Below are 26,929 nucleotides of genomic sequence, written 5' to 3' on the forward strand. Positions count from 1 at the left end.
AAGTTTTTACAAATTTAACTTAATTTATATTTCTTTAATTAAAATTTCGTCATTTATATATATCAATATTTTTTTTTGAACTTGGTAATTTAAATCCTCTAAAACTTGTGCGTAAGTATTAATTTGATGCTCATGTTTAACTTCGGGTTTACCTGTTTTGTAATCTAAAATAGTAACATTTTGATTATCAAATACTAACCTGTCTGGAATAACAATAGCATGTTCCTTTGTTAAAATTTCTTGCTCGGTAAAAACAGTTGCGTTTTGAGAAAAATATGGTGTTAATTTTTTATGAGTTATTACCTTATTTATAATTTCTAAAATTTTAATTTTTTCTTGTTGTGTTATTGTGCCATTAAACTTATAAGGCTCTATAGCATCATCTATATCATTTTGAGTTTTAATTTTAGATAGAATCTCATGAATTAAATTTCCATAAGTAATTGCTTCTCCTTTTTCCGTTCCCCATAAAACCGATGAATTAGCAACAATGGTGATATTTTGATTTTTCCATGAATTGGTTATAAATTTTTGCTGATTAATTCCTTTTTTACTAAGTTTTAAAGTATTTTGAATTCGTTTTGGGCTTCCAAAATTGTATGTGCTTTTTTCAGGTTCCCAAATATTTTCTTTCTTCAAAAAATTAATAAATAATCCTGAAGAATGTTTGGTATCTTCTTCTCCTTTAGAATTTATTTTTTTCTCTAAAACAACGTACAACTGCTCAACGGCTCTTGTTAATGCAACATAAATTAAATTAAAGTTATCTAATTCATTTTCTTCTCGTTTTTTATGGTACAATTCTTCTCCTTGTATACCAATATATTTTAGTGCATTACCATAGTTAATTAAAGTAGTTTTTAAAATAGAATCCTTATTATTCTTATACCAAACTTTTGAGTTTTTATCCGAATAAATATCTAAGTTATATGGATAAATAATTACAGGAAATTCTAGTCCTTTTGCTTTATGAATAGTCATAATTCTAACTGCATTTTCGGCTTCAGGAGCTACAATACTTAACGTATCTTTTTTTAATTCCCAGTAATCTAAAAAACTAGTTAAAGAAGCTTCATTTTTTTGAGTGAACTCAAAAACAACCTCTAAAAAAAACTGGATATATGAATTTGCATCATCTGTAAGATTAAAACTTCTAACAATGTATTCTACACTTTCGTAAAAAGGGTTTTGGTGAAATTCGTTTTTATTAAAATAAACGCCATATTTACTTAATTCTTTATAGAAATTATTAGCATCTAAATTCAGTAAACTAGTAATAAAATGATGTTTTTTTTCGGTACAATTAATATGTTCGTATAAAAAGTATAATAATTTTACTTTACTTGATTTATCGTCTTCATTATTTAAAAAGTTTAAGAGGTTAATAATGAATTTTATTTTTGGATGATTATTTAACAAAAGTGTTTCTGAAGACATAATTTCTACATTATTCTCCAACAAAAAGTCTGCAATTTCAACTCCAGGTTTTTTAGACCGAACTAAAACGCAAACTTCATTTTTACGAAACGAAGCATCTAAATTTTCAATAATTTTTAACACTTTTTTAGCGTAAACTAAATCTTTTTCTTCATCCTCTTTTTGTTTTTCAACAAAAGATATTTGCACAAAACCACCTATTTTTTCATTCTCTTCTTGTTGATTTCCTTCCGTGTATAATTTTTGAAAACTTTGATTATTTAAAAAGTTAGAAATATGCGTAAAAAAGCGATTATTAAACTTTATAATTTCATTATAACTTCGGTAGTTTACAGGTAAGTTTTTTATATTTTTATTTACTACAAACGGATTACTTGCTTTGTTTTCTTCATTAGAGGATAATTCTACAAATTGTTCTGCTTTTCCTCCTCGCCAACGATAAATTGCTTGTTTTGCATCGCCTACTAACATTAGTTTTCCTATTTCAGAATCTTCATTTTCAGAAGAAATTGCATTTTCAACTAACGGAATTAAATTTTGCCATTGCAAAACCGATGTATCCTGCATTTCGTCTATAAAATAATATCGATATTTTTCACCAATCCGTTCATAAATAAAAGGCGCAGGTTCATTTTTAATCGTATCATTTATTTTTTGATTGAATTCTGCGTTTAACAGTAAATTATTTTCTAATTTAATTTCTTGAAGCGCTTTATTTATATAATTCAAAACAGCCAAAGGAATTAAACTGTTTAGCAATAAATCGTTTAATGTTTTTTGTTGAAACAAAGTTTCGGACTGATTATACAATTCTAATAAAGTTGGAATACAGCTATCAATTGCATTTTTTATAAAATCTGATTTTGATTTTGCATAAAATACTTCATTTTCAATGTTTCGTTTTAAGGTACTTTGATCAAAAAATTTTGCTCTTTTAGGATTTGATGCTAATGCAGAAAAATGTTTAGGTATTTGAGTCCGATAAAAATCATTTTGTTCTATTCCTAATCCATTAATTATTTCTAATCCTTTACTACCAATTTCCAGTAATTTTTTTTCTATAAATATATTTTCCTTTTGAAGTTGGGCTTTAATTTTCTTAAAATCCTCCATTGACACACTTTCAATTAACTTTAAATTTTTAGCGTCATTTTCATTTAATATAATTTTAGAGAATTTTTTTAACTCATTAGAAATATCCCAAGCTTTATCATCTTCTAATTTTTGAATAGAATAACTTATTAATAAATCGGTTAATTTTGAATCTGTACCAATTTTTGAAATTACTAAATCAACGGCTTCATTAAGTAGACTTTCGGCATCCATTTCAACATCAAAATTAACAGGCAAATGTAAATCGTAAGCAAAAGTTCTAATTAATTTATGTGTAAAACTATCTATAGTTGTAATACTAAAAGCCGCATAATTTTGAAGAATTGCGTTTAAAATTGTTTTTGATCTTGTGGCTATAATATTGTCTTCTAAATTTAATTCAGAAGCAATAATTTTAAACATTTCATTTTGTTCTCCTTTTGAAAACGTATTTAAATTTTTTATTACACGTTCTTTCATTTCTCCAGCAGCTTTATTAGTAAATGTAACTGCTAGTATTTGCTGAAATTTAAATTTATTGGAAGAATTCAATAAAATTTTTAAATACTCCTTTACCAATGTAAAGGTTTTTCCACTACCTGCTGATGCGTTATAAACTTGAAAAGATGTTGTGTTTAACACGAATAATTTTTAATGCAAATTACTATTTTAAAAACAAAAAGCCGAACAAATGTTCGGCTTTTAAAATAAATATACTTTCTTAAATTTTATTAACTCGTTTTATAGCTTTGGAAAAATCCTCTAAGTCGTTATCATTCAAAATTAAGTTAATTGCTTCATCCACCACTTTTTCTACATTATTAACTGGAAAACCTAATCCTACAGCAATTTTACGCAATGTGCTTGCTTCCTTTTCTGAAACTTCTTCATCTGCGTAAATCATTTTTGCTAATAGGTATAATTGTTCAATTCTATCCTCATAACTATGCGGAGTAACCATGGAAAATTTAGAAGGATTTTCTAAAATTTCATCATATTTATCTTCTAAAATATGAAATCTTGTAGCTAATCTTTTTAGTAATTTTTGTTCGCTTTCTGTTATAACAGAATCCGCTAATGCTAATTTTACAACACTTGCAAAATACGCAATATTATTTTTTTGTCCGCCTTTTAAATTGTGGTCTGCAATTCCCATTTAGTTAATTTTAAATTTTGGATAAATTAACTAAATATTATTGATATTTAAAAAATTAATGATGAATTGGATTGGCTTTTTTTATTTCTTTTTTAAAATCTTCTAAATCTGGTTCCTTTAAAAAAAAGTTAATTGCTGCATTTCTAATTGTTATCACATTTTTGCTGTGAAATCCTAAACCAACAGCAATTCTATCCAATAAAGAAGTTTTATCAATAGTTGGGTTTCTATCTAAAAAAAGCATTCGGGTTAAATCATATAACCGTTCTAAACGTTCCTCATAACTTACTGGAGGATTAACTGGATATTTATTTGGGTTTTCTAAAATTTTATTAAACTCTTCTTTTTGAATTCCTAAACTACAAGATAATCGCTTTAATAAAGTAAGTTCTTTATCATCAATTTTATTATCAATTAATGCCAATTTAACTATTGCAGCAAAATGTCCAATATTTCGCTCGTGCAAACCTGTTGGGTATAAATCTGAAATAGACATAACATATAAATTATTGGTTCTCTATAAATTTACACAATTTTCAGCATTTTTTTCTACTATTTTGATAAAATACTACCTTTGGCAAAATTTTAGACTTTTTGAGCCGATCTGTTATTATTAAAATTTACGAACAAGTTGTTAAAAAAAAGCAATTAGTTCAACACTTATCGAAAGAAAATTACCACTTCCAAATTTCTAATTTGGTTGGATCTTCATTGTCTTTTATTATTTCAGAATCCTTTAAAACTACAAAAAAACCATTTTTAATTATTTTAAATGATAAGGAAGAAGCTGCATATTTTTTAAACGATTTAGAGCAGTTATTACCTGAAAAAGATGTGTTTTTTTATCCGGGTTCGTACCGAAGACCATATCAGGTTGAAGAAACAGATAACGCGAACGTTTTATTACGTGCTGAAGTTTTAAACAGAATTAATTCACGTAAAAGTCCGGCAATTATTATTACATATCCTGACGCACTTTTTGAACAAGTAGTTACAAAAGCCGAGTTAAATAGGAATACCTTAAAAATTGGTTTAAATGATCTTTTAACTTTAGATTTTGTTAACGAAGTACTTTTTGAATATAACTTTAACAAAGTTGATTTTGTTAGCGAACCTGGTGAATTTTCTGTTCGTGGTGGAATTATTGATGTTTTCTCATTTGCTAATGATGAACCTTTTAGAATTGAGTTTTTTGGAGACGAAGTGGAAAGCATTAGAACATTTGATGTTGAAACTCAATTATCCACTAACAAACTAAATAAAATTAGCATAATGCCAAATGTTGAAAACAAGGCATTAAAGGAAAAACGCGAAAGTTTTTTAAGTTATATTTCTTCTAAAACTGTCGTTTTCACAAAAAATATTGACTTTTTAGCAAACCGATTAGATTCTTTTTATAAAAAAGCCGAAGAAACTTATGCAAAATTAAATTCGGTTTTAAATCATGCAGAACCAAACGCACTTTTTTGTAGCGGAACTGTAATAAAAAATCAATTGCAAAATTTTACTTTGGTTGAAATTTCAAATAATCGTAAAGGTGAAATAAGCAGTGATTCTACATCAAATCAGGATTGGAATAAAATTGTTCCTTTTAATACAAAACCTCAACCTTCTTTTAATAAGAATTTTGAATTATTAATAAAAAATCTTCAAGAAAATACTGCAAACGGATTTACAAATTATTTGTTTTGCGATTCACAAAAACAAGCAGAACGTTTTCATGATATTTTTAATGATGTTGAAGAAGATGTGGCATATAAAACTATTGTATTTCCTATATATCAAGGATTTATTGATGTTGAAAATAAATTAGTTTGCTATACCGATCATCAAATATTTGAACGATATCATAAATTTCGTTTAAAAAATGGTTATGCAAAAAAACAAGCAATAACTTTAAAAGAACTCACCAGTTTAACTATTGGAGATTATGTTACGCATATAGATCATGGGATTGGAAAATTTGGAGGTTTACAAAAAATTGATGTAGATGGTAAAAAACAAGAAGCCATTAAACTGATTTATGGAGATAGAGATATTTTGTATATCAGCATTCATTCTCTTCATAAAATATCAAAATATAGTGGTAAAGATGGAAAACCTCCTAAATTATACAAACTAGGTTCTGGAGCTTGGAAAAAATTAAAACAAAAAACCAAATCTCGTATTAAACATATTGCATTTAATTTAATTGAATTATATGCAAAACGTAAAATGCAAAAAGGGTTTCAATACCATCCTGATAGTTATTTACAAAATGAGTTAGAAGCTAGTTTTATGTATCAAGACACTCCAGATCAATCTACAGCAACACAAGAAGTTAAAACAGATATGGAAAGTGAGCAGCCAATGGATAGACTAGTTTGTGGAGATGTTGGTTTTGGAAAAACTGAAATTGCTATTAGAGCCGCTTTTAAAGCAGTAGATAATGGCAAACAAGTTGCTATTTTAGTTCCAACAACTATTTTAGCTTTTCAACATTTTAAAACTTTTAGTGAGCGATTAAAAGATTTTCCTGTTACTGTAGATTATTTAAATCGATTTAGAACAGCTAAACAACGAAAAGGCGTTTTAGAAGGTTTAGAAAATGGTTCTATAGACATTGTAATTGGCACACATCAATTAACTAATGCTAGCATAAAATATAAAGATTTAGGTTTATTAATTGTAGACGAAGAACAAAAATTTGGAGTTGCTGTTAAAGACAAGCTAAAAACCATAAAGGAAAATGTAGATACCTTAACGTTAACTGCAACACCAATACCTAGAACTTTACAATTTTCATTAATGGCTGCCCGAGATTTATCCGTAATAAGTACACCACCGCCTAACCGTCATCCAGTAGAAAGTAATGTAATTAGATTTAATCAAGAAGTAATTAGAGATGCTATTCGTTACGAAATACAACGCGGCGGACAAGTGTTTTTTATTCATAATAGAATTGAAAACATAAAAGAAGTTGCTGGTTTATTACAAAGATTACTTCCTGATGCTAAAATAGGAATTGGACATGGACAAATGGATGGTAAAAAGTTAGAAAAATTAATGCTTTCTTTTATTAATAATGAGTTTGATGTATTAGTTTCAACAACTATTGTAGAAAGTGGATTAGATGTACCAAATGCCAATACTATTTTTATAAATAATGCCAATAATTTTGGGTTGTCCGATTTACATCAAATGCGTGGTAGAGTTGGTCGTTCAAACAAAAAAGCATTTTGTTATTTTATAACTCCTCCGTATCATAACATGACCGATGAAGCAAGAAAAAGAATTCAAGCAATTGAACTATTTACCGATTTAGGAAGTGGTATTAATATAGCAATGAAAGATTTAGAAATACGTGGCGCAGGAGATTTGTTAGGAGGTGAACAAAGTGGTTTTATTAATGATATTGGTTTTGAAACATATCAAAAAATATTAAGCGAAACTATAGAAGAACTCAAAGAAAATGAGTTTAAAGAATTGTATAAAAACAACGATAACAAACCAAAAGAGTTTGTTAAAGAAATTCAAATTGATACCGATTTCGAAATTCTTTTTCCTGATGATTATATTAATATTATTTCTGAAAGATTAAATTTATACAACCAATTATCTAATGTTAAAACAGAGGAAGAATTACAAAAATTTGAATTAGAATTAATAGATAGATTTGGTGAAATTCCTATACAAGTTGAAGATTTATTAAATAGCGTTCGCATAAAGTGGATTGCTAAAAATTTAGGTATTGAAAGACTAATTTTAAAACAATCTAAAATGATTGGTTATTTTATTGCAAATCAACAAAGTGAGTTTTACCAATCGCCAAAATTTAGCCAGATTTTACAATTTGTACAACAAAATAGCGCTATTTGCACTTTGAAAGAAAAAGAAACAAAAAACGGATTACGATTATTGCTTACTTTTAGCCATGTTAATTCTATAAATAAAGCACTAAACCTACTTCAAAGAATATAAAATTTGAAAAATCAGCATATAAAAAACCTTATTGAACTTAATATTGGCGTACTTTTTATTAGTACATCTGGTATTTTAGGACGATATATTTCAATGCCTCCTCCAATTACTATTTGGTTCAGATGTATTTTAGCTGCATTATTTTTAGGAATATTTATTTGGTATAGAAAAATAAATTTAAAAATTGCAAACAAAAAAGATTTTAAAACCATTGTTATAAGTGGACTACTTTTTGGAGTACATTGGGTTACGTATTTTTATGCGCTACAATTATCAAATGTTGCTATAGGAATGCTTTCTTTATTTACATATCCTGTAATTACTGCATTGCTTGAACCATTATTTTTTAAAACAAAACTTAATAATAAGCAGGTTTTTTTAGGAGTTATTGTACTTGCAGGAATTTATTTTTTAACTCCAGAATTTAACTTAGAAAACAATTATACTTTAGGTGTAATTTTTGGTTTAATTTCTTCTGTTTTTTATGCGTTAAGAAATATTTTATTAAAACAAAAAATTGATGCTTACAATGGCTCTATGTTGATGTTTTATCAAATGATAACGGTTACTTTAGTTTTATGGCCAGCATTCTTTATTTTTGATGCCTCTCCATCGGCTCATGATTGGGAATCATTATTAACCTTAGCTATTTTAACAACAGCAATTGGACATACTCTTTTTATAATGAGTTTCAAAAACTTCACAGTAAGTACGGCAAGTATTATGAGTAGTATTCAGCCTATTTATGGTATTTTGTTTGCAATTATATTTTTAAGCGAAATTCCTGCTTCAAAAACAGTAATTGGGGGAATTTTAATACTTTTAACGGTAGTTATTGAAAGTTTTCAAACCAAAAAATAAATTATAATGGAATTTTTTAGGATTATTAACAAACAGGTTTCCGAAACTATTATTCAAAATAGCATTACTCCTAAAACGTTAGAAAAATTTACAGATTCTATGTTTTTTATGGAAGCTAAAAATCATGATTTTATTGGCGGAACCATTTGGGGTGAGTTTTTAATAAGTTACTCCAAAATTAATGGTGGTGTTCGATTTACTTTAGTAAGTTGCCCTAATGCTTTATCTTGGACTATTACTACTGGATTTCCTCCTGAAAAAAATAAAATCGTGTTACACTGCACTATAAATCGAACGCAAAAACCAGCTGAATTTATTGAAGAAATTAATGATTTTTTAGAGGAATGGGAAACTGGATTGACTTCTCAATTTTAAAACTACTTAATAAATTCTGTTTTAAAATATTCGTTAATATCTATAACCATCATTCCAGCAGTTTTTGCAGCTTTCATTCCTAATATTCCATCTTCAAAAACGACACATTCCGTAGGATTTACTTGCATTAATTCTGCACATTTCAAAAAAGTTTCAGGATGAGGTTTTCCCTGTACAACATCATCTGAAGTAATTACAATATTAAAATACTGTTGCATATCAATTATTTCAAGAGTTTGTTTAGCTCCTTCTGTTGTGCTACCCGTACCTATTGCCATTGGTAATTTATTGTGAAATTCTCGTATTACATTGGCAACAACTTCAATTTCTTTTGTTTCACTAACTAATAAATTAAAATATTCATTTTTTATCTCACCAACTATTTCTGGATTCATTTTAGTGTTAAACAATTGGTTTAATTTATTTATAGTTGCAGTACGAGCCATTCCGGTCAAACTCATAAATAATTCTTCGTTAAAATCAATTCCGTAAGGCGAAACTGCTTTTCGCCAAGCCTTAAAATGATTAGGCATGGTGTTTGCAATTGTACCATCTAAATCAAAAATAAGTCCTTTTGCATTGGAAGGAATTGTTATCATACTCTAAATTTTAAGCTGCAAAAATAGGTATAATAACTAAATGGTTCGAAAATTAATATTACTATTAAATAGCTTCAAATAATTTTCCTGGTAATGGTTTTACAACACCTTTCATTTCTAAATTAAATAGAATGGTGGTGGCTTTATGAATTGGAACATTACAATTAATGGCAATACTATCTAATACTTCTTTGCCATTTTTTACTAAATAATCAACTACTTGTTGTTCTGTTTCATTTAACTCTACAAATAATTGTTTTTGAATTTCTTTTTTTGGCTTTTTTTCTAAATCCCAATTTAAAAATTCAATTAAATCTTGAGAGGAAGTTAGCATAGCAGCTTTATGCTGTTTTATTAAATTATTACAGCCCTTACTAAATTTATCAAAACTCCTACCAGGAACAGCAAAAACATCTCTGCTATATGAATTTGCAATATCTGCAGTAACCAGAGAGCCGCCTTTTTCAGCAGATTCAATTATTATAGTAGCATCAGAAATTCCTGCTACAATTCTATTTCGTTTTAAAAAGTTTTCTCTTAATGGTGTTTCATTATGCCAAAAATCAGTAATAAAACCACCATCATTTTCTACTTCAGTAACATATTTTTTATGAACTTTAGGATAAAAATCTTCAAATCCGTGAGCTAAAACTCCAATAGTTTGCAAATTATTTTTAATAGCTTCTTTATGTGCACAAATATCAACTCCATAAGCAAAACCGCTAATAATTATTGGATTGTATTCTTTTATTTCATTAATTAATTGCTCACAAAAACCTCTTCCGTAACTAGTTATTTTTCTAGTGCCAACAATACTTATAATAGGTTGTTTTTTTATGGATATATTTCCTCTTTTAAAAATTAAAATTGGACCATCAATACAATGTTTTAATTTATCAGGATAGTTTTCCTCTAAATAATAACTTGTTTTAATATTATTTTTTAGAATATAATTTAATTCTTTTTCCGCTTCTTTTAAATTATTTGAATCTGCTAAATGACGAATAGTGAAAGAACCTATTCCATTTATTTTTTCAAGTAATATTCGTTTTTCTTTAAATACATTCTTAGCAGTTCCACAATGAGAAATTAACTTTTTGGCATTAATATCACCAATTCCTTTTACGTGTTGTAGCGCCAACACATATAATAAATCTTCTTCTAGCATATTTACAATAAATTGATTGTCAATATATAAAATTATTGTTAATAAAAAATACCGTTAATCTTATATTTAGCATCTATTTTTTTTATATTTGTTTTGATGACTTTAGCAAAATACATAAGCGATTTATTATACCGATATGAATGTGTAATTGTACCAAATTTTGGTGGATTTGTAGCAAACAAAGTTTCTGCTAAAATAAACCATTATACACATACGTTTTACGCGCCAACTAAGCAACTAACTTTTAATGCCCATTTAAAAAATAATGATGGGTTATTAGCAAATTACGTAGCAAGTGCAAAAAACATATCGTATGTAAATGCTGTAAATTATATTGCAGATGAAGTTGCTAAATGGCAAAACACACTAAATAAGGAAGAACTTGATATAGAAAATATTGGAACCTTACATAGAAATGAAGAAGGTGCTATTATTTTTGATCCTGTTTATAATGTTAACTATTTAACTTCTTCTTTTGGTTTAGATACTTATGTATCTCCTGCTATTAAGCGAATTTCTGAAAATGAAAAAGAAGCTATCTCTACCCCTGTTATTCCAATTCACAGAGCTGAAAACCATAAAGAAAAAACACCTGTATTTATAAAATATGCTGCAGCTGCAGTAATAGTTTTTGCTTTAGGAACTGTAGGATGGAAACAATATCAAAATTTCACTTATAACAATTTAGTAGCGCAATCTGAACTACAACAACAAAAAGTAGATAAAACTATACAAGAAGCTACTTTTGTAATTGATAATCCTTTACCTGCAATTACTTTAAATGTTGCCAAAAAAACGCAAAATTATCATATTATTGCTGGCGCATTTAGAGAACCTGCTAATGCAAATAAAAAATTGCAACAATTACTTAAAAAAGGCTTTAACGCAAAAATTCTAGGAATTAATAAATGGAATTTAACACAAGTAGCTTACGAAAGTTTTGATACCAAAAGAAACGCTATTAATAAGCTAAATGTTATTAAAAAAACTGAAAATAAAGACGCCTGGTTATTAATTAAAGAATATTAAGGCGCTACTTCTTCTTTTATTTACCTTTGCAAAAAAACATCTTATGGTAAAAACTCCTAAAGAATCGCTTACAACTATAACCGATATTGTATTACCTGGCGAATCTAATCCTTTAAATAATTTATTTGGTGGTGAATTATTAGCTAGAATGGACAGAGCTTGTAGCATTGCCGCTCAACGCCATTCAAGAAGAATTGTTGTTACAGCTTCTGTTAATCATGTAGCTTTTAACAAAGCTGTACCTGTTGGAAGTGTAATTACTATTGAAGCAAAAGTTTCCAGAGCATTTAAATCATCTATGGAAATTTATGTTGATGTTTGGATTGAAGATAGAGAATCGCAAGAACGCACAAAAGCAAATGAAGGCATTTATACATTTGTAGCTGTAGACACCACAGGAACTCCAGTTCAAGTACCACAAGTACGTCCTGAAACAGATTTAGAAAAAGAACGTTTTGAAGGTGCTTTACGAAGAAAACAATTAAGTCTAATTCTTTCTGGAAAAATGGATCCAAAAAATGCTACCGAATTAAAAGCATTATTTGGGAATTAATCTACATCCTATAAATCCAGTTAGACGGGTTTTGAGTTTTGGTATTTTTAGAAAGTAAGAATCCTAGAATGGTTTTTCCAGTAATTTTATCTGTAAAAATAGTTCCTAGTTTTTGCTTAGTTTTTACATCATCACCTGGGCTAACTAATACGTTTTCTAAGTTTTTATAAACCGTAATATAATTTCCGTGTTGTATTAAAACTGCCTTTTTATTACCAGTCATTACTTGAACAGCTAATACTTTTCCTTCAAAAACTGCACGGGCAACACTACCTTTTTCTGTTGTAATTCTGACTCCATTACTTTGAATGGTTGCAGTTTTAACTATTGGATGAGGTTGTTTTCCGTAATAAGTAGACACGTATCCTCTTTCAACTGGCCAAGGCAATTTTCCTTTATTTAACTCAAATTTTGAGGCTAACGCTTTGGCTTCGGCAGTTAAGGTAAACTCTGTTGCCGATTTTTCTTTTCCAGATTTTTTATTGGATGCTGCAATAGCATCACTAATAATTTTATTAATTTGATTGTTTATTCTTCGTTCTTCTTTTTGAAATTGTTGAATTTGCCTTTTGTATTTGTTTTCTTTCTTTTTAACCTGAGCTAATAAATTTATTTGTTCTTTTTGCTCTTTTTCTATAATAATTTGCTCTTCTTTTTTACTATTTAATAACGTTAATTTTTGTTCTTTTTTAAGCTTTAAGGTGTCATTAAGTTGTTGAATTTCTATAGTTTTCTTCTGAATAATTTCTCCTTGTTGTTTTCTGTAATTAGCATACTGTTTCATATATTGAAACCTTTTGTATGCCTGAAAAAAATTATCGGAAGATAGCAAAAACATTAATCTACTATTCTGTGATTTACTTTTATAGGATCTATAAATCATATTACCATAATCCTTTTTAAGCGCTTCTAATTCTCTCGTATTTTTGTTAATTTCAAGCTGATTTAAGTAAATTTCATTACCTAATTCATTTGCTTCACTATTTATAGCGTTTATTAAATTTTTTCGTGTTTTAATTTTATCATTTAAATCTTTTACATCATTCAATAAGTTTTTTTTCTTTCTTTTATTATTAGAAAGTAATGCATTTATATAAACTTTATCTTTTTGCAATTGAATTCTCCTAGCCTCTAAAACTTTTCTTTTAGACTTTTGAGCAAAACTAAAAGTACCTGAAAGTAGTATAACAAAAAGAAGTATATATTTTAAATATAATCGCATTATGGTAACTTAATTTTTTTGTATCCTTTAGGTATTTTAAACGGAAATCTTAAGCTTTTATTAAATACTACTTGGCTATAATTCATAAAAAGGGAAAACTTTTTTTGTCCGTCATTTGCCATTATATTAATTGCAGATGGAAATTGCTCTCCTTCAATATTATTATAACTTGGATACGTAATTGATGCTTTTTGATCTTTGCCTAAATTACGAATTTCTTGCTTATTTAACTTAAAATTATCCGGATTTAATAAAAACAAAATAGTATAAAAATCTTTGTTCTTTTTGGAAGAAAGCTGGTATTTATTATCAACTACTCTAGAAATATATTTCCCTCTTTTTAAATTTAATACCGCTTGGCCTAATAAAACATTTTGAAGCTCTTTAAAATCTAATTTTTTACCAATATCTTTTGTTAGTGATGCTAAACTTCCTTCAAAATAGACTTTATTAATTTTTTCATAATACCTAACTTTAAATGGTGTTATAATTATTTTAGCTATTGGTATTCCAAGCTTGGTGGCGCTCATCCAAATAGTTTTGTCTTTTTCTAATCGTAACTTTATAATTATTGAAGTATTTATTTTATTACTATTGTATTTAGCTTTTAATCTTGCTGATACCGTTTTTTGATGAAATTTATTGGTTTCGTAATTATGAATAATACTTTTTGCAGAAAGAACAGCTGTTCTTTTTGCAGACTTACTTATAATTTGCTTTGTTTTACAAGAGGATAAAATTATTAAAAGTAAAGTGGCTATTAAATATGTTTTCTTCATCTATTCTTTTCTTAAAACCGATGCTTTTTGTTTATATTTTTGGGCTTCTTTAGGTTGATTTATTGCGGTATAACACGTTACTAACATGTCATAAAATTTAATTTTTAACGGCGGATTATCTATAACAAAATCAATGCCAATTATTAATACTGCCACTGCTTCATTATATTTTTTTAAATTAGTTAATGCTAATCCGTTAGCGTAATACAAAAAAGGTTGAGTAGGAAATAAATCAAGTTCGCTTTTAGTTATGGAAAATAATGTTTCATTTTGATTGTTTTCAATATAACTATTTATAATTTTTACCAATGTTTTATAGTTCTTAGTTTGGTTATAATTATTTATTAAACTATTTAAACTTGAGTTCTCTCCTTCTATTTTATCTGTATTTTGTTTTAAAGTTAAAGGTTGAGTTTTACTTTTTAAGTACCTTTCTAAACCTTTAGTTTTAGAATTAGATAATGCCTTGTTTTCTATTTCAATTATAAGTTTATTAGCTTCGTCAAAGTTTTTATTTAGTATGTACAATAAAACTAAATCGTTACTTAAACTTGGTTGCAACTTTACAATTTTTTTCTGAATTTTAATAGCTTTCTCAAAATTTTGATTCGCTTTAAAAATAGCAACTTCTTGTAGTAGTAAATAAATATTTGAAGGTTTTTTATAAAGTGCTTTTTTAATAAATATTTCCGATTCGTAGTATTTTTTTAAAAGAAAGTAATTTTTAGAAAGTTCAAATTGAACCGCTGTGTTACTAGTATCTATTTGGTAACATTTTTCTAAACTTTCAATAGCTTTAGGATAATTTTTTATCGCTTTTTGTTTTAAAGCTTCAAAAAAACTAGTTTGAAATGCCTGATTATTTTCTTCAGTCAACTTCGTATTTTGAGCAAATAATCCTCCAATATTTAGCACTAAAAAACCAAGAATAATAGTATGTAAATAATTGCTTTTCATATAAGGTGGCAATATACAACTTATGCTATTAAATTCCTTTAGGTATTGCTTCAATTAATTTTTTAGTATAATTAGATTTTGGATTTTTATAAACTGCATCTGCATCTCCTATTTCTTCTATTTTGCCTTGATTCATAACCACTAATTGGTCGGACATATATTTAACAACTGCTAAATCATGGGAGATAAAAATATAGGTGAATCCAAATTCTTCTTTTAAAGAATTTAATAAATTTAAAACTTGCGCCTGAACAGAAACATCTAATGCCGAAACCGATTCGTCACAAATAATTAATTTAGGACGTAATGCAATAGTTCTGGCAATTCCTATACGTTGTCGTTGTCCTCCTGAAAACTCATGCGGATATTTATAAAAATGTTCCTCACTTAAACCTACTTTTTGTAAAATTTGTAAAGCTTCTTCTTTACATTCCTTATTATTTTTAAAATTACCATGAACTTTCATAGGTTCCATAATTGCTTTTCCTACGGGAATTCTTGGATTTAAACTTGAAAATGGATCTTGAAAAATTATTTGAACTTCTTTTCTTAGCGCTTTCAGTTTAATTTTAGATAAAGCAGTTATGTCATTTTGTTTATAAAAAATAGTCCCTTTGGTCGCTTTTTCAAGATGCAAAATAGTTCGTCCTAAGGTAGTTTTACCACAACCAGATTCGCCAACCAAACCTAATGTTTCCCCTTCATAAACATTAAAAGTAACACCATCCACCGCTTTTACAATATTATTTTTTTTAAATAAAAATTGTTTTTCTGTATTAAAATAAGTAGCAATATTTTTTATTTCTAATAATGGTTTTTGGTTATAAATTTTTTGATGAAATTCTTCTCTCTCTATGGCTGAATACTCATCCATTTGTATATTTTCACTCATAAAATCGACAACTGTTGGCAATTTTTTAAGTCTTTTTGTTAAACTTGGTTTAGAGTTTATAAGCGCTTTTGTATAATTATGTGAAGGGTTTTTAAAAATTTCCTTAGCGTTACCTTGTTCCACAATTTCGCCTTTATACATTACCAAAACATCATCTGCAATTTCCGAAACCAAACTTAAGTCATGACTAATAAAAACAATACTCATTTGGGTTTCTTGTTGCAGTTCTTTTAACAATGCTATTATTTCTTTTTGAACCGTAACATCTAATGCTGTAGTAGGCTCATCAGCTATTAAAATAGTAGGCTTACAAGCAATAGCCATAGCTATCATTACGCGTTGTTGTTGTCCGCCTGAAATTTGATGTGGATACTGATTAAAAATTTCATTAGCACGTGGTAATTTTACTTTATTAAAAAGCTCTATCACTTCCTTTTTAGCATTTCTATCAGATATTTTTTTATGCTTTTTTAAAATTTCAACAACCTGAAAACCACAAGTTAAACTAGGATTTAAAGAGCTCATTGGCTCCTGAAAAATCATGGATATTTGATTTCCTCGTATTTTTTGAAAATCTTTTTCAGTTATTTCTGCTAAATTTTGTTTATCAAAAATAATAGTTCCGTTAAAAACCGCTTTTTTAGTAAGCAAATTTAAAACTGCTAAAAAAGTAACCGACTTTCCACTTCCTGATTCCCCAACAACACCAAGTATTTGTTGCTTGTTTAATTCAAATGAAATATCATTAACCACATTATCAGATTCAAATGCAATACTTAAATTTTTTATGCTAAGAATAGCTTCCATCATTCAAAAATAATCATTTAAACGTAATTGTATATTTTTAAAACAAATGGTCTTTTTTTTATGATAAAACGCGTGTTTTTAATAATAAATGGTTATTTATTTATTTTTTTAACAAATTTTTTATATGTTTGAACCTGATTTAACAAATTTTCAATCAAACCTTTAAAATTTACTTAATATGAAACAAAACTACATTTCAAAAAAATTGTTATTGCTTTTTTTCATCTTTCCCTTATTTATAGGGCATATTAATGCTCAAGAGAAAGAACAAAAAAACAATGCAAAGCCTAATCATTTAAAGAAAAAAATTGATAAAGTTTACAAAACTGATCAAAAGCAACTGTTATTTAAAGAACAATTAAATCTTAAACCTAAAGACAAATTAATTTTTGCTAAAAGTGAAAAAGATAAATTAGGATTTACACACGAAAAATATCAACAATTCTATAATAATGTTAAAGTTGATTTTGCTAAGCCTACATTACACATAAAAAATGGAGAAATAAAATCTCTTTCAGGCGAATTTTATGAAATTAAAGACTTAAAAACCACTCCTAAACTTTCAAAAAGCATAGCATTTCAAAAAGCTATTTCAAATATAGGAGCAAAATCCTATTTATGGGAAAATCCTAAAAATGCCGAGGTTATAAATTATTCTAAACCTCAAGGAGAACTTGTAATATTACCTGGTTATATTATTAATAAAAAAGAAAATAAATTAGCCTATAAATTTGACATTTATGCAACTAATCCTATAAGTAGAGGTTATGTTTATGTAGACGCTCAAAATGGTGAAATATTACTCTATAATGCAATTATTAAACATGCAGACAAACTTGCAAATGCTAATTTGGATGAGCCTCATACAAATAAAACCACAAAAAGTGCAGATAAAATATTAGTAGCTGGTAATGCAGCAACTAGATATAGTGGAACTAGAAGTATTGAAACTACCTTAAGCGGAGGTTCCTATATTATGAGTGATAATACCAGAGGTAATGGTATTAATACATATGATTTAAATACAGGAACTAACTATAATGCCGCAGTTAATTTTTCAGATAATGATAATAATTGGACTTCCACAGAGTGGGATAATACCGCTAAAGATAATGGAGCATTAGATGCTCATTGGGGAGCTGAAATGACTTACGATTATTGGCTTAACAAACATGGAAGAAACAGCTTTGATAATGCAGGAGCAGCTATTAATAGTTACGTTCACTATGATGTTGCATACGATAATGCTTTTTGGGATGGATCTAGAATGACTTATGGTGATGGTAGTTCTGACGGAACTGTTGGTAACGGTTATTTTGATATTCTTACCTCATTAGATGTTGCTGCTCACGAAATTGGTCATGCAGTTTGTACAAACACTGCTAATTTAGCTTATCAAAAAGAATCTGGAGCAATGAATGAAGCTTTTTCAGATATTTGGGCCGCGGCTGTAGAATATTATGCAGCTCCTGAAAAATCTACTTGGTTAATTGGTGAAGATATTGAAAGAAGAACAACAAGCGCTTCTTTAAGATCCATGAGTGACCCTAAAGCTGAAGGTCAACCAGATACTTATGGAGGAACTAATTGGGTTAGTGTAAATTGTACTCCAACACAAACTAATGATTATTGTGGTGTACATACTAATTCTGGAGTTTTAAACCACTGGTTTTACATTTTATCTGTTGGTAAATCTGGAACAAATGATATTGGTAGCACGTACTCAGTTACTGGTATAGGAATTGACAAAGCTGCTCAAATAGCGTTTAGATTAGAAAGTGTTTACTTATCCGCAAACTCAACTTATGCAGATGCAAGAACTTCAGGTATTCAATCTGCAGAAGACTTATATGGTGTTGGTTCTCCTGAGGCAATTGCAACTACAGATGCTTTTTATGCTGTAGGTATTGGGAAAAAATATGGCGATACATCTATCACTTATTGTACTTCTCAAGGAAATACAGTAACCGATGAATATATTGGTAGAGTACAATTAGGAACTATAGATAATACTTCTGGTTCTGGAAATGGATATAGTGATCATACTTCTATATCAACAGATTTAAATAAAGGAGATGTTGCAACAATAACTATTACGCCTACTTGGACTGGTACTGTTTATAGTGAAGGTTATAGTGTTTGGATTGATTTTAATCATAATGGTGATTTTGGTGATGCTGGAGAGCAAGTTTTCTCAAAGGCAGCTTCCAAAACTACTCCAGTAAGTGGAAGTTTTACGGTTCCTGCAACAGCAGTAACTGGATCTACAACTATGCGTGTTTCTATGAAATATAATGGAGTTCCTACTGCTTGTGAAACTTTTTCTTATGGCGAAGTTGAAGATTATACTGTTGTTTTAATAGATGCTACTCCAGATACACAAGCGCCAACTGCTGCAACTTTAACTGCAAATAATATTACTCAAACTACTGTAGATTTATCTTGGAGTGGAGCAACTGATAATGTTGGAGTTACTGGTTATGATGTATATCAAGGTGCTAGTTTACTAACTTCTACTACTGGAACTACCTATCAAGTTACTGGTTTAAACGCAGGAACTTCCTATAATTTTACTGTTAAAGCTAAAGATGCGGCAGGAAATATATCTGTTGCTAGTAATACGGCATCAATAACAACCATTGCTCCAGATACACAAGCGCCAACTGCGCCAACTTTAACTGCTAGTACAATAACTAATAGTAGTGTGAATTTATCTTGGAGTGGAGCAACAGACAATGTTGGAGTTACTGGTTATGATGTATATCAAGGAGCAAGTTTAGTAACTTCTACTACTGGAACTACCTATCAAGTTACTGGTTTAAACGCAGGAACTTCCTATAATTTTACTGTTAAAGCAAAAGATGCAGCAGGAAATATATCTGTTGCTAGTAATGCAGTAAATGTAACTACTTCAAATAACCAAGTTACTTATTGTGCATCTAAAGGAAGTAATTCTTCTTATGAATGGATTGACTATGTTTCTTTTGGAGGAATGACAAACAGTACAGGAAATAACGGAGGTTATGCCGATTACACTTCACTTACCGCTAATGTGGTTACAGGTAGTTCTAATCAGTTATTAATAAGCGCTGGATTTAGTGGTACTTCTTATACTGAATACTGGGCTATTTGGATAGATTACAACCAAGATGGTACTTTTGCAGATACAGAAAAAATAGCTTCAGGTTCTTCTTCTAGCTCAACAAACTTATCCGCAACAGTTACCATACCAACTAGTGCTCTATTAGGACAAACTAGAATGCGTGTTTCTATGAAATATAATTCTGCTCAAACTGCTTGTGAAACTTTTTCTTATGGAGAAGTTGAAGATTACACTGTAAACATAAGCAATACTCCTTTAGCGTTTAATAATACTTCTGTTGCGTTTGTTCCTTCTGATAAATTAGGATACGAAACAGAACCAGACTTGAAAGTCTATCCAAATCCAACAAAAGCTTATGTTCAGGTTAAATTGAATAAAAGCCAAAATATAAGCTATAAAATTACGAATAGACTTGGTCAAGTAATAAAAACCGGAAAAGGATCAAGAGATAACATCAACGTTTCTGATTTAAAACCTGATGTTTATTTCTTAGAAGTTAATGATGGTCAAAAATTAATTACAACCAAATTTATTAAACAATAAATTTCAATATCATTTCACTTTAAAACTCGGGAAAATTTTCCCGAGTTTTTTTATGTAGTTTTGTGTAAAATTTTAACAGCATATGAATTACGTTTCCGTTGAAAATATTTCAAAATCTTATGGAGAATTAACGCTTTTTAGCGATATTTCTTTTGGCATAAATAAAGAGCAAAAAATTGCATTTATTGCAAAAAACGGAACAGGTAAAACTTCTATGCTAAATATTATTGCTGGTTTAGACACACCTGATACTGGCCAAGTAATTGTTAGAAAAGGATTGAAAATTGCATATTTATCGCAAGAAGATGATTTAAACAGTAATTTAACTATTGAAGAAAGCATATTTGATTCTGACAATCCAACTTTAAAAATAATTGAGACTTATGAAAAAGCATTAAAAAATCCATCTAATGAAAGAGAATATCAGGCTGCGTTTGAGAAAATGGAGCAACATAATGCTTGGGATTTTGAAACTCAGTATAAACAAATATTATTTAAATTAAAACTTGAAGATTTATCACAAACCATTAGTTCTTTATCTGGGGGACAACGAAAAAGACTTGCTTTAGCAATTGTTTTAATTCATAAACCTGATTTATTAATTTTAGATGAACCTACAAATCATTTAGATTTAGAAATGATTGAATGGTTGGAAAGCTATTTTAAAAAGGAAAAAATTACCTTATTTATGGTAACTCATGATCGCTATTTTTTAGAGCGAGTTTGTAATGAAATTATAGAGTTAGATCAAGGTAATTTATATTCTTACAAAGGAAATTATAGTTATTTTTTACAAAAAAAAGAAGAACGTTTAGCTGTAGAACAAGCAAGTGTTGATAAAGCTAAAAACTTATTTAAAAAAGAATTAGATTGGATGAGAAGACAGCCAAAAGCTAGAACCACCAAATCCAAATCTAGAATTGATGATTTTTATGTTATAAAAGAAGAAGCACATAAAAGAAGAAGCAATCATAAAATTCAACTAGAAATTAATATGGAACGCATGGGTTCTAAAATATTAGAACTTCATAATATTTCTAAATCTTTTGAAGAAACAAAAATTTTAGATCAATTTAACTACGTTTTTAAACGAGGAGAACGAATTGGAATTATCGGGAAGAACGGAAGTGGAAAGTCTACTTTTTTAAATATCATTACACAAAATTTACCTGTAGATGCTGGAAAAGTTGTTGTTGGTGAAACTATTAAATTTGGATATTACACACAAGATGGCATTGAAATAAAACCTCAACAAAAAGTAATTGAAGTTATTAAAGAATATGGCGAGTATATTCCGCTAACTAAAGGCAGAAAAATTTCTGCAGGACAATTATTAGAACGTTTTATGTTTAGCAGAAAACGTCAATATGATTTTGTTGAAAAACTTAGTGGAGGCGAAAAAAAGCGTCTATATTTATGTACTGTTTTAATTCAAAATCCTAATTTTTTAATTTTAGATGAGCCAACTAACGATTTAGATATTGTTACTTTAAATGTATTAGAAAACTTTTTATTAGACTTTCCAGGTTGTCTTTTAGTAGTTTCCCATGATCGCTATTTTATGGATAAAATTGTAGATCATTTATTTGTATTTAAAGGAAACGGTGAAGTTGAAGATTTTCCAGGAAACTATACAGATTACAGAGTTTATGAAGATTCAAATCCGAAAATTGAACCTGCAACAACTAAAAAAAATATAGTAAAAGAAAAAACTTCAAACAAAGCAAAACTATCATACAACGAACAACGAGAATTTGAAAAAATAGAAAAAGAAATAAATACTTTAGAAACTCAAAAAGCAATTATTGAAAACTTGTTTGCAACCAATGCAATAGCCAATGAAGATATCAATAAAAAATCTATTGAGTTGCAAGAAATTATCACTAAAATTTCAGAAAAAGAAGAACGCTGGTTTGAACTTTCCTCTAAATTAGAAAGTTAAACGTGCATTATTTGAATATCTTCTAATAAAGCTTCATTATTAAACCTCAACAATAATTGAGCAACGGCAATAACATCTTTTTCGCAATAGGTAACAATTCTATCTATATTCTTTTCTTTGTAATAAACAGCCGCAACTTCGCTTCCATTAATATCATCTTTAGGAGATGTAATTCCTAAAATATGTGTTAATAATTTTAAAGATGTAAAATGTTTATAATCGCCAAATTTCCATAATTCCATAGTATCTAAATGTGCTATTTCCCATGGTTTTTTACCAAATAAATTTAATTTTTCTGGCAATTTTATTTGATTAATTATCATTCTGCGCGCTATATAAGGAAAATCAAATTCTTTACCGTTATGAGCACATAATAAGTGATATGGCTTATTATAATGAGTGTCTAATAAATTTTTGAAATCGATTAAAATTTTAGCTTCATCACCATAAAAAGAAGTAACCCTAAACACTCTGTTATTCGTGTTAAAATTGGTGAAAAATCCAACAGAAATACAAATAATTTTACCGAATTCTGCCCAAATACCAGCACGTTCATAAAATTCATTTGGTGTTATTTCTTCTTTTCGTTGGTATTGGGTTTTTAAAGCAAATAGTTCTTGTTTAGTTTCCGATAAATCTTCAAAATCCTCTACTTCAGGAACGGTTTCAATATCTAAAAACAATATGTTTTCAAAGTTTATTTTGGTATTCATAGTTTTTTAGATAAATATAATAAAAAAAGCATCTCAAAATTGAGATGCTTTTTAAAAATATTAAATATTAAATTAGTTTACTATTAATTTTCTAGTAGCTATTTTATCCTCTTCTTTAACGCGTAATAAATAAATTCCTCGGTTTAAATTAGAAACATCAATAGTTTCGTTTGCTTTAACCGTTTTACTGTACACTTGTTTTCCAATCATAGAATAAATTTCCACTTGTTTATTAGCTCCGTTATTAGAGGTAATAACAAATTTACCATTGCTTACCGGATTCGGATACATTGCAAAACCTGCTATTTGGTTTTTTACAATTCCTAAAGTAAAATCATTAACAGCCCCTGGTGTTCCTTTATCTCCTGCTCCAAATGTTGTTACAGCTACCCCCCAATTTGAGCCAGTATCGTTATCTGTAGCATTGTATTTGTCTGTCGCTAACTCCATACTAGCCCCATTTGGGTCAGGAAAATTTGGACCTCCATCCCAATCAACCTCATCAATGGTTGTTCCAACTGTATCCACTAATAATAACTCATCAGCTCCATTCGCTAATGTAATACCTGAATAAACATAATTTACAGTAACTCCGCCATTTGTTCCTGAATCACCATTTATCCCTAAAATAGCATATCCATTAGCTGGAACTATTAGCGATGATGAGATTGTATGAGAATCACTACCTAAATCTTTAATAATCCATCCATTCATATCAATTGGAGAAGCCGTAGTGTTATACACTTCAAAATATTCTCCATTGGAATCCAACACGGCACTAGGATTCTGCATGATTTCTGTAATAATTATATCTCCTACATTAACTTGTCCAAAGCTCATAGAAGTTATAAAAAAAGTAATAAATAAAAAGTAAAGTTTTTTCATAGAAAATATTTTTATATTAATATACTATCAAAATTATCAAATAAAAACCACAAAAATTGAGGCCTAACGTTAATTTTGTTAAAATATTGTGTTTAATTAACAAACGGTAAAGAACCTTTAATAAAGTGTAAGTTTAAAGTTATGTAATTGTTATTTATTTAAGTAATATGCAGTTATAACTTTGTTTTAGCAATTATTGATTACTTTTGAATATTATAATATTTTATATGAAAAATTCTGAAGTTAAAATACTATTAGTGGATGACGAACCTGATATTTTAGAAATTGTAGGTTATAATTTGAAAAATGAAGGTTATCAAATATTTACAGCTAAAAACGGAATTGAAGCTGTTAAAATTGCAAAAAAAATTACTCCACATTTAATTATTTTAGACATTATGATGCCAGAAATGGACGGTATTGATGCTTGTGAAAAAATTAGAAGTACCAAGGGATTAGAAAATGTATTAATTACATTTTTTACTGCTCGTGGCGAAGATTACTCTCAGGTAGCTGGTTATAATGTTGGCGCTGATGATTACATTACTAAACCTATTAAACCAAAAGTATTAGTAAGTAAAATTAAAGCTTTGCTTAGAAGAATTAAAATTGAAAAAACAACAGAGTCTAATGAAAAAGTAAGTATAGGAAATATTATTATTGATAGAGAGGAATATGTTGTAATAAAAAATGGAGAAAAACTCACCTTGCCTAGAAAAGAATTTGAACTTTTTTCGCTTTTAGCTTCAAAACCTGGGAAAGTATTTAAACGTGACGATATTTTAGATAAAGTTTGGGGAAATGAAGTGGTTGTTGGTGGAAGAACTATTGATGTACATATTCGTAAATTAAGAGAAAAAATAGGCGATAAAAATTTTAAAACCGTAAAAGGTGTCGGCTATAAATTTATAATTAATGAAGATTAAAAAAACATACGCATTTGCTTTTTGGACCTCTTTATACTTGACCATATTTTCAATAATCTTATATTATATTATTGATTTTTTATTATTAAAAACACCTTTAAACCTAAAGTTTTTGGTGCTTTTTTTTGTTATATTTTTCATTTCTGTATTCGTTGTTATTCAATATCGTTTAGAAAAATTTATATACCAGCGTATAAAAAAAATATATAATGAAGTTTCTATTTTAGACGCTTCAGATGTAAATAAAACTCCTATCACTTCAGATATGGATTCGCTTTCAAGAGATGTAGAAAAATTTGCCGAAAACAAACAAGCACAAATTAAACGTTTAAACCTTAGAGAAAATTACAGAAAAGAATTTTTAGGAAATGTTTCTCATGAACTTAAAACACCTTTATTTACGGTTCAAGGTTATTTATTAACGCTTGCAGATGGCGCTTTAAACGACAAATTAATTAGAGAAAAATATATTCAAAGAGCAAATAAAGGTGTAGAGCGTTTAATTGCTATTGTTAAAGATTTAGATTTAATTTCAAAGTTAGAATCTTCAGATTTAACTTTAAATAAGCAGCCTTTTAATATTATTGAATTAATACAAGAAGTTTTTGAACTGCTTGAAATGAAAGCTAAAAAACGTGATATTGTATTGCGTTTTGATAAAAATTATGAGTATCCTGTTATGGTTATTGGAGATATAGAACGTATAGAACAAGTTTTAACTAACCTGCTGGTAAACTCTATTAAATATGGAAAACTAAACGGAGCAACCATTGTTTCCATAGAAAATTATAATCAAAATAAGGTGTTAGTTAAAGTAGCTGATAATGGAGAAGGTATTGAAAAACGACATCAAGAAAGGTTATTTGAACGCTTTTATCGCGTAGATAAAAGTAGATCTAGAGAACAAGGAGGTTCTGGATTAGGATTATCTATTGTAAAACATATTGTTGAAGCTCATGATGAATCTATATTTGTAAAAAGCGACTATAAAAAAGGTTCTGAATTTTCATTTACTTTGGAAAAGGTAGAAAAGATCTAAAGGAAATGACTCTGTATATTTCTTAAATTTCCCTTTAGCTTCAAAATTTTTAATATCCTCAAATTTAAAATCATCTTGTGTAAAAAAAGGAATTTTATATTCTAAAAATAGATGTTTTGCTAAATATTCCTGCTCAAATTGTTTAGGTGTTGGCACAAACAAAACGTTAGCGTTTAAAACTGCCAAATCCATTATAGTAGAATAGCCCGAACGCGCAATAACTAAAGTACTTTGCAATATTGCTTTTTCTAATTCATTCGCTAACAAGTAATTAACAACAGTAAAATTAGAAGGCGTTTTAATTTTAGATTCATTTAATATTCCTCTAACCAATAAAACGTTTCCTTTAAAATTGGAGAGCTCTTTTATTAACTTATTTTCAAACAAAGTTCTTTGAGGTTCAACGCCAGATAATAATACTAAAATAGTGTGTTTTTTAGGAATTTCTTTGTATTTAAACCTACTTAAAATTCCTATATATTTTGTCTTTATTTTATTAGGTTTTATATTAGATAATTCTCCTGATAAATTATATTTTGTGGCAACATCAGGCACCCAACATACATCAAATTTTTTAATTAAATATTGATGAATTTTAGAAGTTATCCTTGTAGTATTTCCAGATAAAACATTTAATTGATGCGTAATATAAACCGATGGAATTTTATTAGAATAAACTCCAAATCGATTATCTGAAATAATACCTGAAATAGATTCTTTTTCAATTAAATCGGATACAATTTTTCTCTCCTTTACAACTGCAGAAATTATTGCTGGAGTTTTTAATAGCAAGTGAAACTTAAATAGCTTACTGTTTTTAGAATAGTTTATGTTATAACTAGGTAAATTAAATGTTTTAAGCGTAGGAAATTCTTTCTTTAAAAATTCTAA

At 28.2% G+C, this 26,929-nt stretch carries 21 protein-coding genes; 9 read left to right on the forward strand and 12 right to left on the reverse strand.

Annotated features, from left to right (window positions below):
• Positions 1-24 precede the first annotated feature (24 nt).
• From R3342_RS11220 to R3342_RS11230, 3 genes are all read right to left on the reverse strand, one after another.
• A complete protein-coding gene (locus R3342_RS11220) occupies positions 25-3,171 on the reverse strand; it encodes a UvrD-helicase domain-containing protein (RefSeq protein ID WP_318940262.1) in 3,147 nt (1,048 codons plus the stop codon).
• Positions 3,172-3,250: 79 nt separating this feature from the next.
• Positions 3,251-3,685, reverse strand: a complete 435-nt coding sequence (locus R3342_RS11225) for a TerB family tellurite resistance protein (RefSeq protein ID WP_318940263.1) — start codon at positions 3,683-3,685, stop codon at positions 3,251-3,253.
• Between the two features lie 55 nt (positions 3,686-3,740).
• A complete protein-coding gene (locus R3342_RS11230; RefSeq protein ID WP_318940266.1) occupies positions 3,741-4,181 on the reverse strand; it encodes a TerB family tellurite resistance protein in 441 nt (146 codons plus the stop codon).
• Positions 4,182-4,372: 191 nt separating this feature from the next.
• On the opposite strand from R3342_RS11230, the gene mfd reads away from it, so the two are divergent.
• From mfd to R3342_RS11245, 3 genes are read left to right on the forward strand one after another with little or no spacing between them, the layout of a single operon-like run.
• On the forward strand, positions 4,373-7,645 hold the full coding sequence (mfd, locus tag R3342_RS11235) for a transcription-repair coupling factor (protein WP_413468711.1): 3,273 nt from the start codon (positions 4,373-4,375) through the stop codon (positions 7,643-7,645).
• Between the two features lie 3 nt (positions 7,646-7,648).
• Positions 7,649-8,506, forward strand: coding sequence for a DMT family transporter (locus tag R3342_RS11240; protein ID WP_318940270.1), 858 nt, complete (start codon positions 7,649-7,651; stop codon positions 8,504-8,506).
• Between the two features lie 6 nt (positions 8,507-8,512).
• Positions 8,513-8,881, forward strand: coding sequence for a hypothetical protein (locus R3342_RS11245; protein ID WP_318940273.1), 369 nt, complete (start codon positions 8,513-8,515; stop codon positions 8,879-8,881).
• Between the two features lie 2 nt (positions 8,882-8,883).
• On the opposite strand, the gene R3342_RS11250 is transcribed toward R3342_RS11245, so the two are convergent.
• Positions 8,884-9,480: a beta-phosphoglucomutase family hydrolase gene (locus R3342_RS11250; RefSeq protein WP_318940274.1), complete on the reverse strand. Its 597-nt coding sequence runs from the start codon at positions 9,478-9,480 to the stop codon at positions 8,884-8,886.
• 64 nt (positions 9,481-9,544) lie between these two features.
• Positions 9,545-10,648 (reverse strand): DNA-processing protein DprA, encoded by a 1,104-nt coding sequence (dprA, locus tag R3342_RS11255; protein ID WP_318940275.1) that lies wholly within the window; start codon positions 10,646-10,648, stop codon positions 9,545-9,547.
• A gap of 96 nt (positions 10,649-10,744) precedes the next feature.
• On the opposite strand from dprA, the gene R3342_RS11260 reads away from it, so the two are divergent.
• Both R3342_RS11260 and R3342_RS11265 read left to right on the forward strand, forming a co-directional pair.
• Positions 10,745-11,677 (forward strand): SPOR domain-containing protein, encoded by a 933-nt coding sequence (locus R3342_RS11260; RefSeq protein WP_318940277.1) that lies wholly within the window; start codon positions 10,745-10,747, stop codon positions 11,675-11,677.
• A 43-nt stretch (positions 11,678-11,720) separates the two neighbouring features.
• Positions 11,721-12,230, forward strand: coding sequence for an acyl-CoA thioesterase (locus R3342_RS11265; protein ID WP_318940279.1), 510 nt, complete (start codon positions 11,721-11,723; stop codon positions 12,228-12,230).
• 1 nt (position 12,231) lies between these two features.
• Here the strand turns inward: R3342_RS11265 and R3342_RS11270 are convergent, their stop codons facing one another.
• From R3342_RS11270 to R3342_RS11285, 4 genes are read right to left on the reverse strand one after another with little or no spacing between them, the layout of a single operon-like run.
• A complete protein-coding gene (locus R3342_RS11270; protein WP_318940281.1) occupies positions 12,232-13,452 on the reverse strand; it encodes a murein hydrolase activator EnvC family protein in 1,221 nt (406 codons plus the stop codon).
• On the reverse strand, positions 13,452-14,231 hold the full coding sequence (locus R3342_RS11275) for a DUF4292 domain-containing protein (RefSeq protein ID WP_318940283.1): 780 nt from the start codon (positions 14,229-14,231) through the stop codon (positions 13,452-13,454). The genes R3342_RS11270 and R3342_RS11275 overlap by 1 nt, the downstream gene beginning before the upstream one ends.
• Positions 14,232-15,188 (reverse strand): hypothetical protein, encoded by a 957-nt coding sequence (locus tag R3342_RS11280; RefSeq protein WP_318940284.1) that lies wholly within the window; start codon positions 15,186-15,188, stop codon positions 14,232-14,234.
• Positions 15,189-15,216: 28 nt separating this feature from the next.
• Positions 15,217-16,887, reverse strand: a complete 1,671-nt coding sequence (locus tag R3342_RS11285) for an ABC transporter ATP-binding protein (protein WP_413468712.1) — start codon at positions 16,885-16,887, stop codon at positions 15,217-15,219.
• Between the two features lie 178 nt (positions 16,888-17,065).
• Between R3342_RS11285 and R3342_RS11290 the strand changes: the two genes are divergently transcribed.
• Together R3342_RS11290 and R3342_RS11295 are read left to right on the forward strand one after the other, a co-directional pair.
• Complete coding sequence (locus R3342_RS11290) at positions 17,066-20,533, forward strand: M4 family metallopeptidase (RefSeq protein WP_318940287.1); 3,468 nt, start codon at positions 17,066-17,068, stop codon at positions 20,531-20,533.
• An 82-nt stretch (positions 20,534-20,615) separates the two neighbouring features.
• Positions 20,616-22,475: an ABC-F family ATP-binding cassette domain-containing protein gene (locus R3342_RS11295; protein ID WP_318940289.1), complete on the forward strand. Its 1,860-nt coding sequence runs from the start codon at positions 20,616-20,618 to the stop codon at positions 22,473-22,475.
• Here R3342_RS11295 and R3342_RS11300 read toward each other — a convergent pair.
• Together R3342_RS11300 and R3342_RS11305 are read right to left on the reverse strand one after the other, a co-directional pair.
• A complete protein-coding gene (locus R3342_RS11300; protein ID WP_318940290.1) occupies positions 22,472-23,188 on the reverse strand; it encodes a 3'-5' exonuclease in 717 nt (238 codons plus the stop codon). The genes R3342_RS11295 and R3342_RS11300 overlap by 4 nt on opposite strands.
• A gap of 72 nt (positions 23,189-23,260) precedes the next feature.
• A complete protein-coding gene (locus tag R3342_RS11305; protein WP_318940292.1) occupies positions 23,261-24,073 on the reverse strand; it encodes a T9SS type A sorting domain-containing protein in 813 nt (270 codons plus the stop codon).
• A 227-nt stretch (positions 24,074-24,300) separates the two neighbouring features.
• On the opposite strand from R3342_RS11305, the gene R3342_RS11310 reads away from it, so the two are divergent.
• Together R3342_RS11310 and R3342_RS11315 are read left to right on the forward strand one after the other, a co-directional pair.
• Entirely contained in the window at positions 24,301-24,999 is a 699-nt protein-coding gene (locus tag R3342_RS11310; RefSeq protein WP_318940294.1) for a response regulator transcription factor, read from the forward strand.
• Positions 24,989-26,038, forward strand: coding sequence for a sensor histidine kinase (locus tag R3342_RS11315; protein WP_318940295.1), 1,050 nt, complete (start codon positions 24,989-24,991; stop codon positions 26,036-26,038). The genes R3342_RS11310 and R3342_RS11315 overlap by 11 nt, the downstream gene beginning before the upstream one ends.
• On the opposite strand, the gene R3342_RS11320 is transcribed toward R3342_RS11315, so the two are convergent.
• A complete protein-coding gene (locus tag R3342_RS11320) occupies positions 26,006-26,830 on the reverse strand; it encodes a glycosyltransferase (protein ID WP_318940297.1) in 825 nt (274 codons plus the stop codon). The genes R3342_RS11315 and R3342_RS11320 overlap by 33 nt on opposite strands.
• Between the last annotated feature and the right edge of the window lie 99 nt (positions 26,831-26,929).

The organism is Lutibacter sp. (assembly GCF_033723435.1).
Lineage (GTDB): Bacteria > Bacteroidota > Bacteroidia > Flavobacteriales > Flavobacteriaceae > Lutibacter.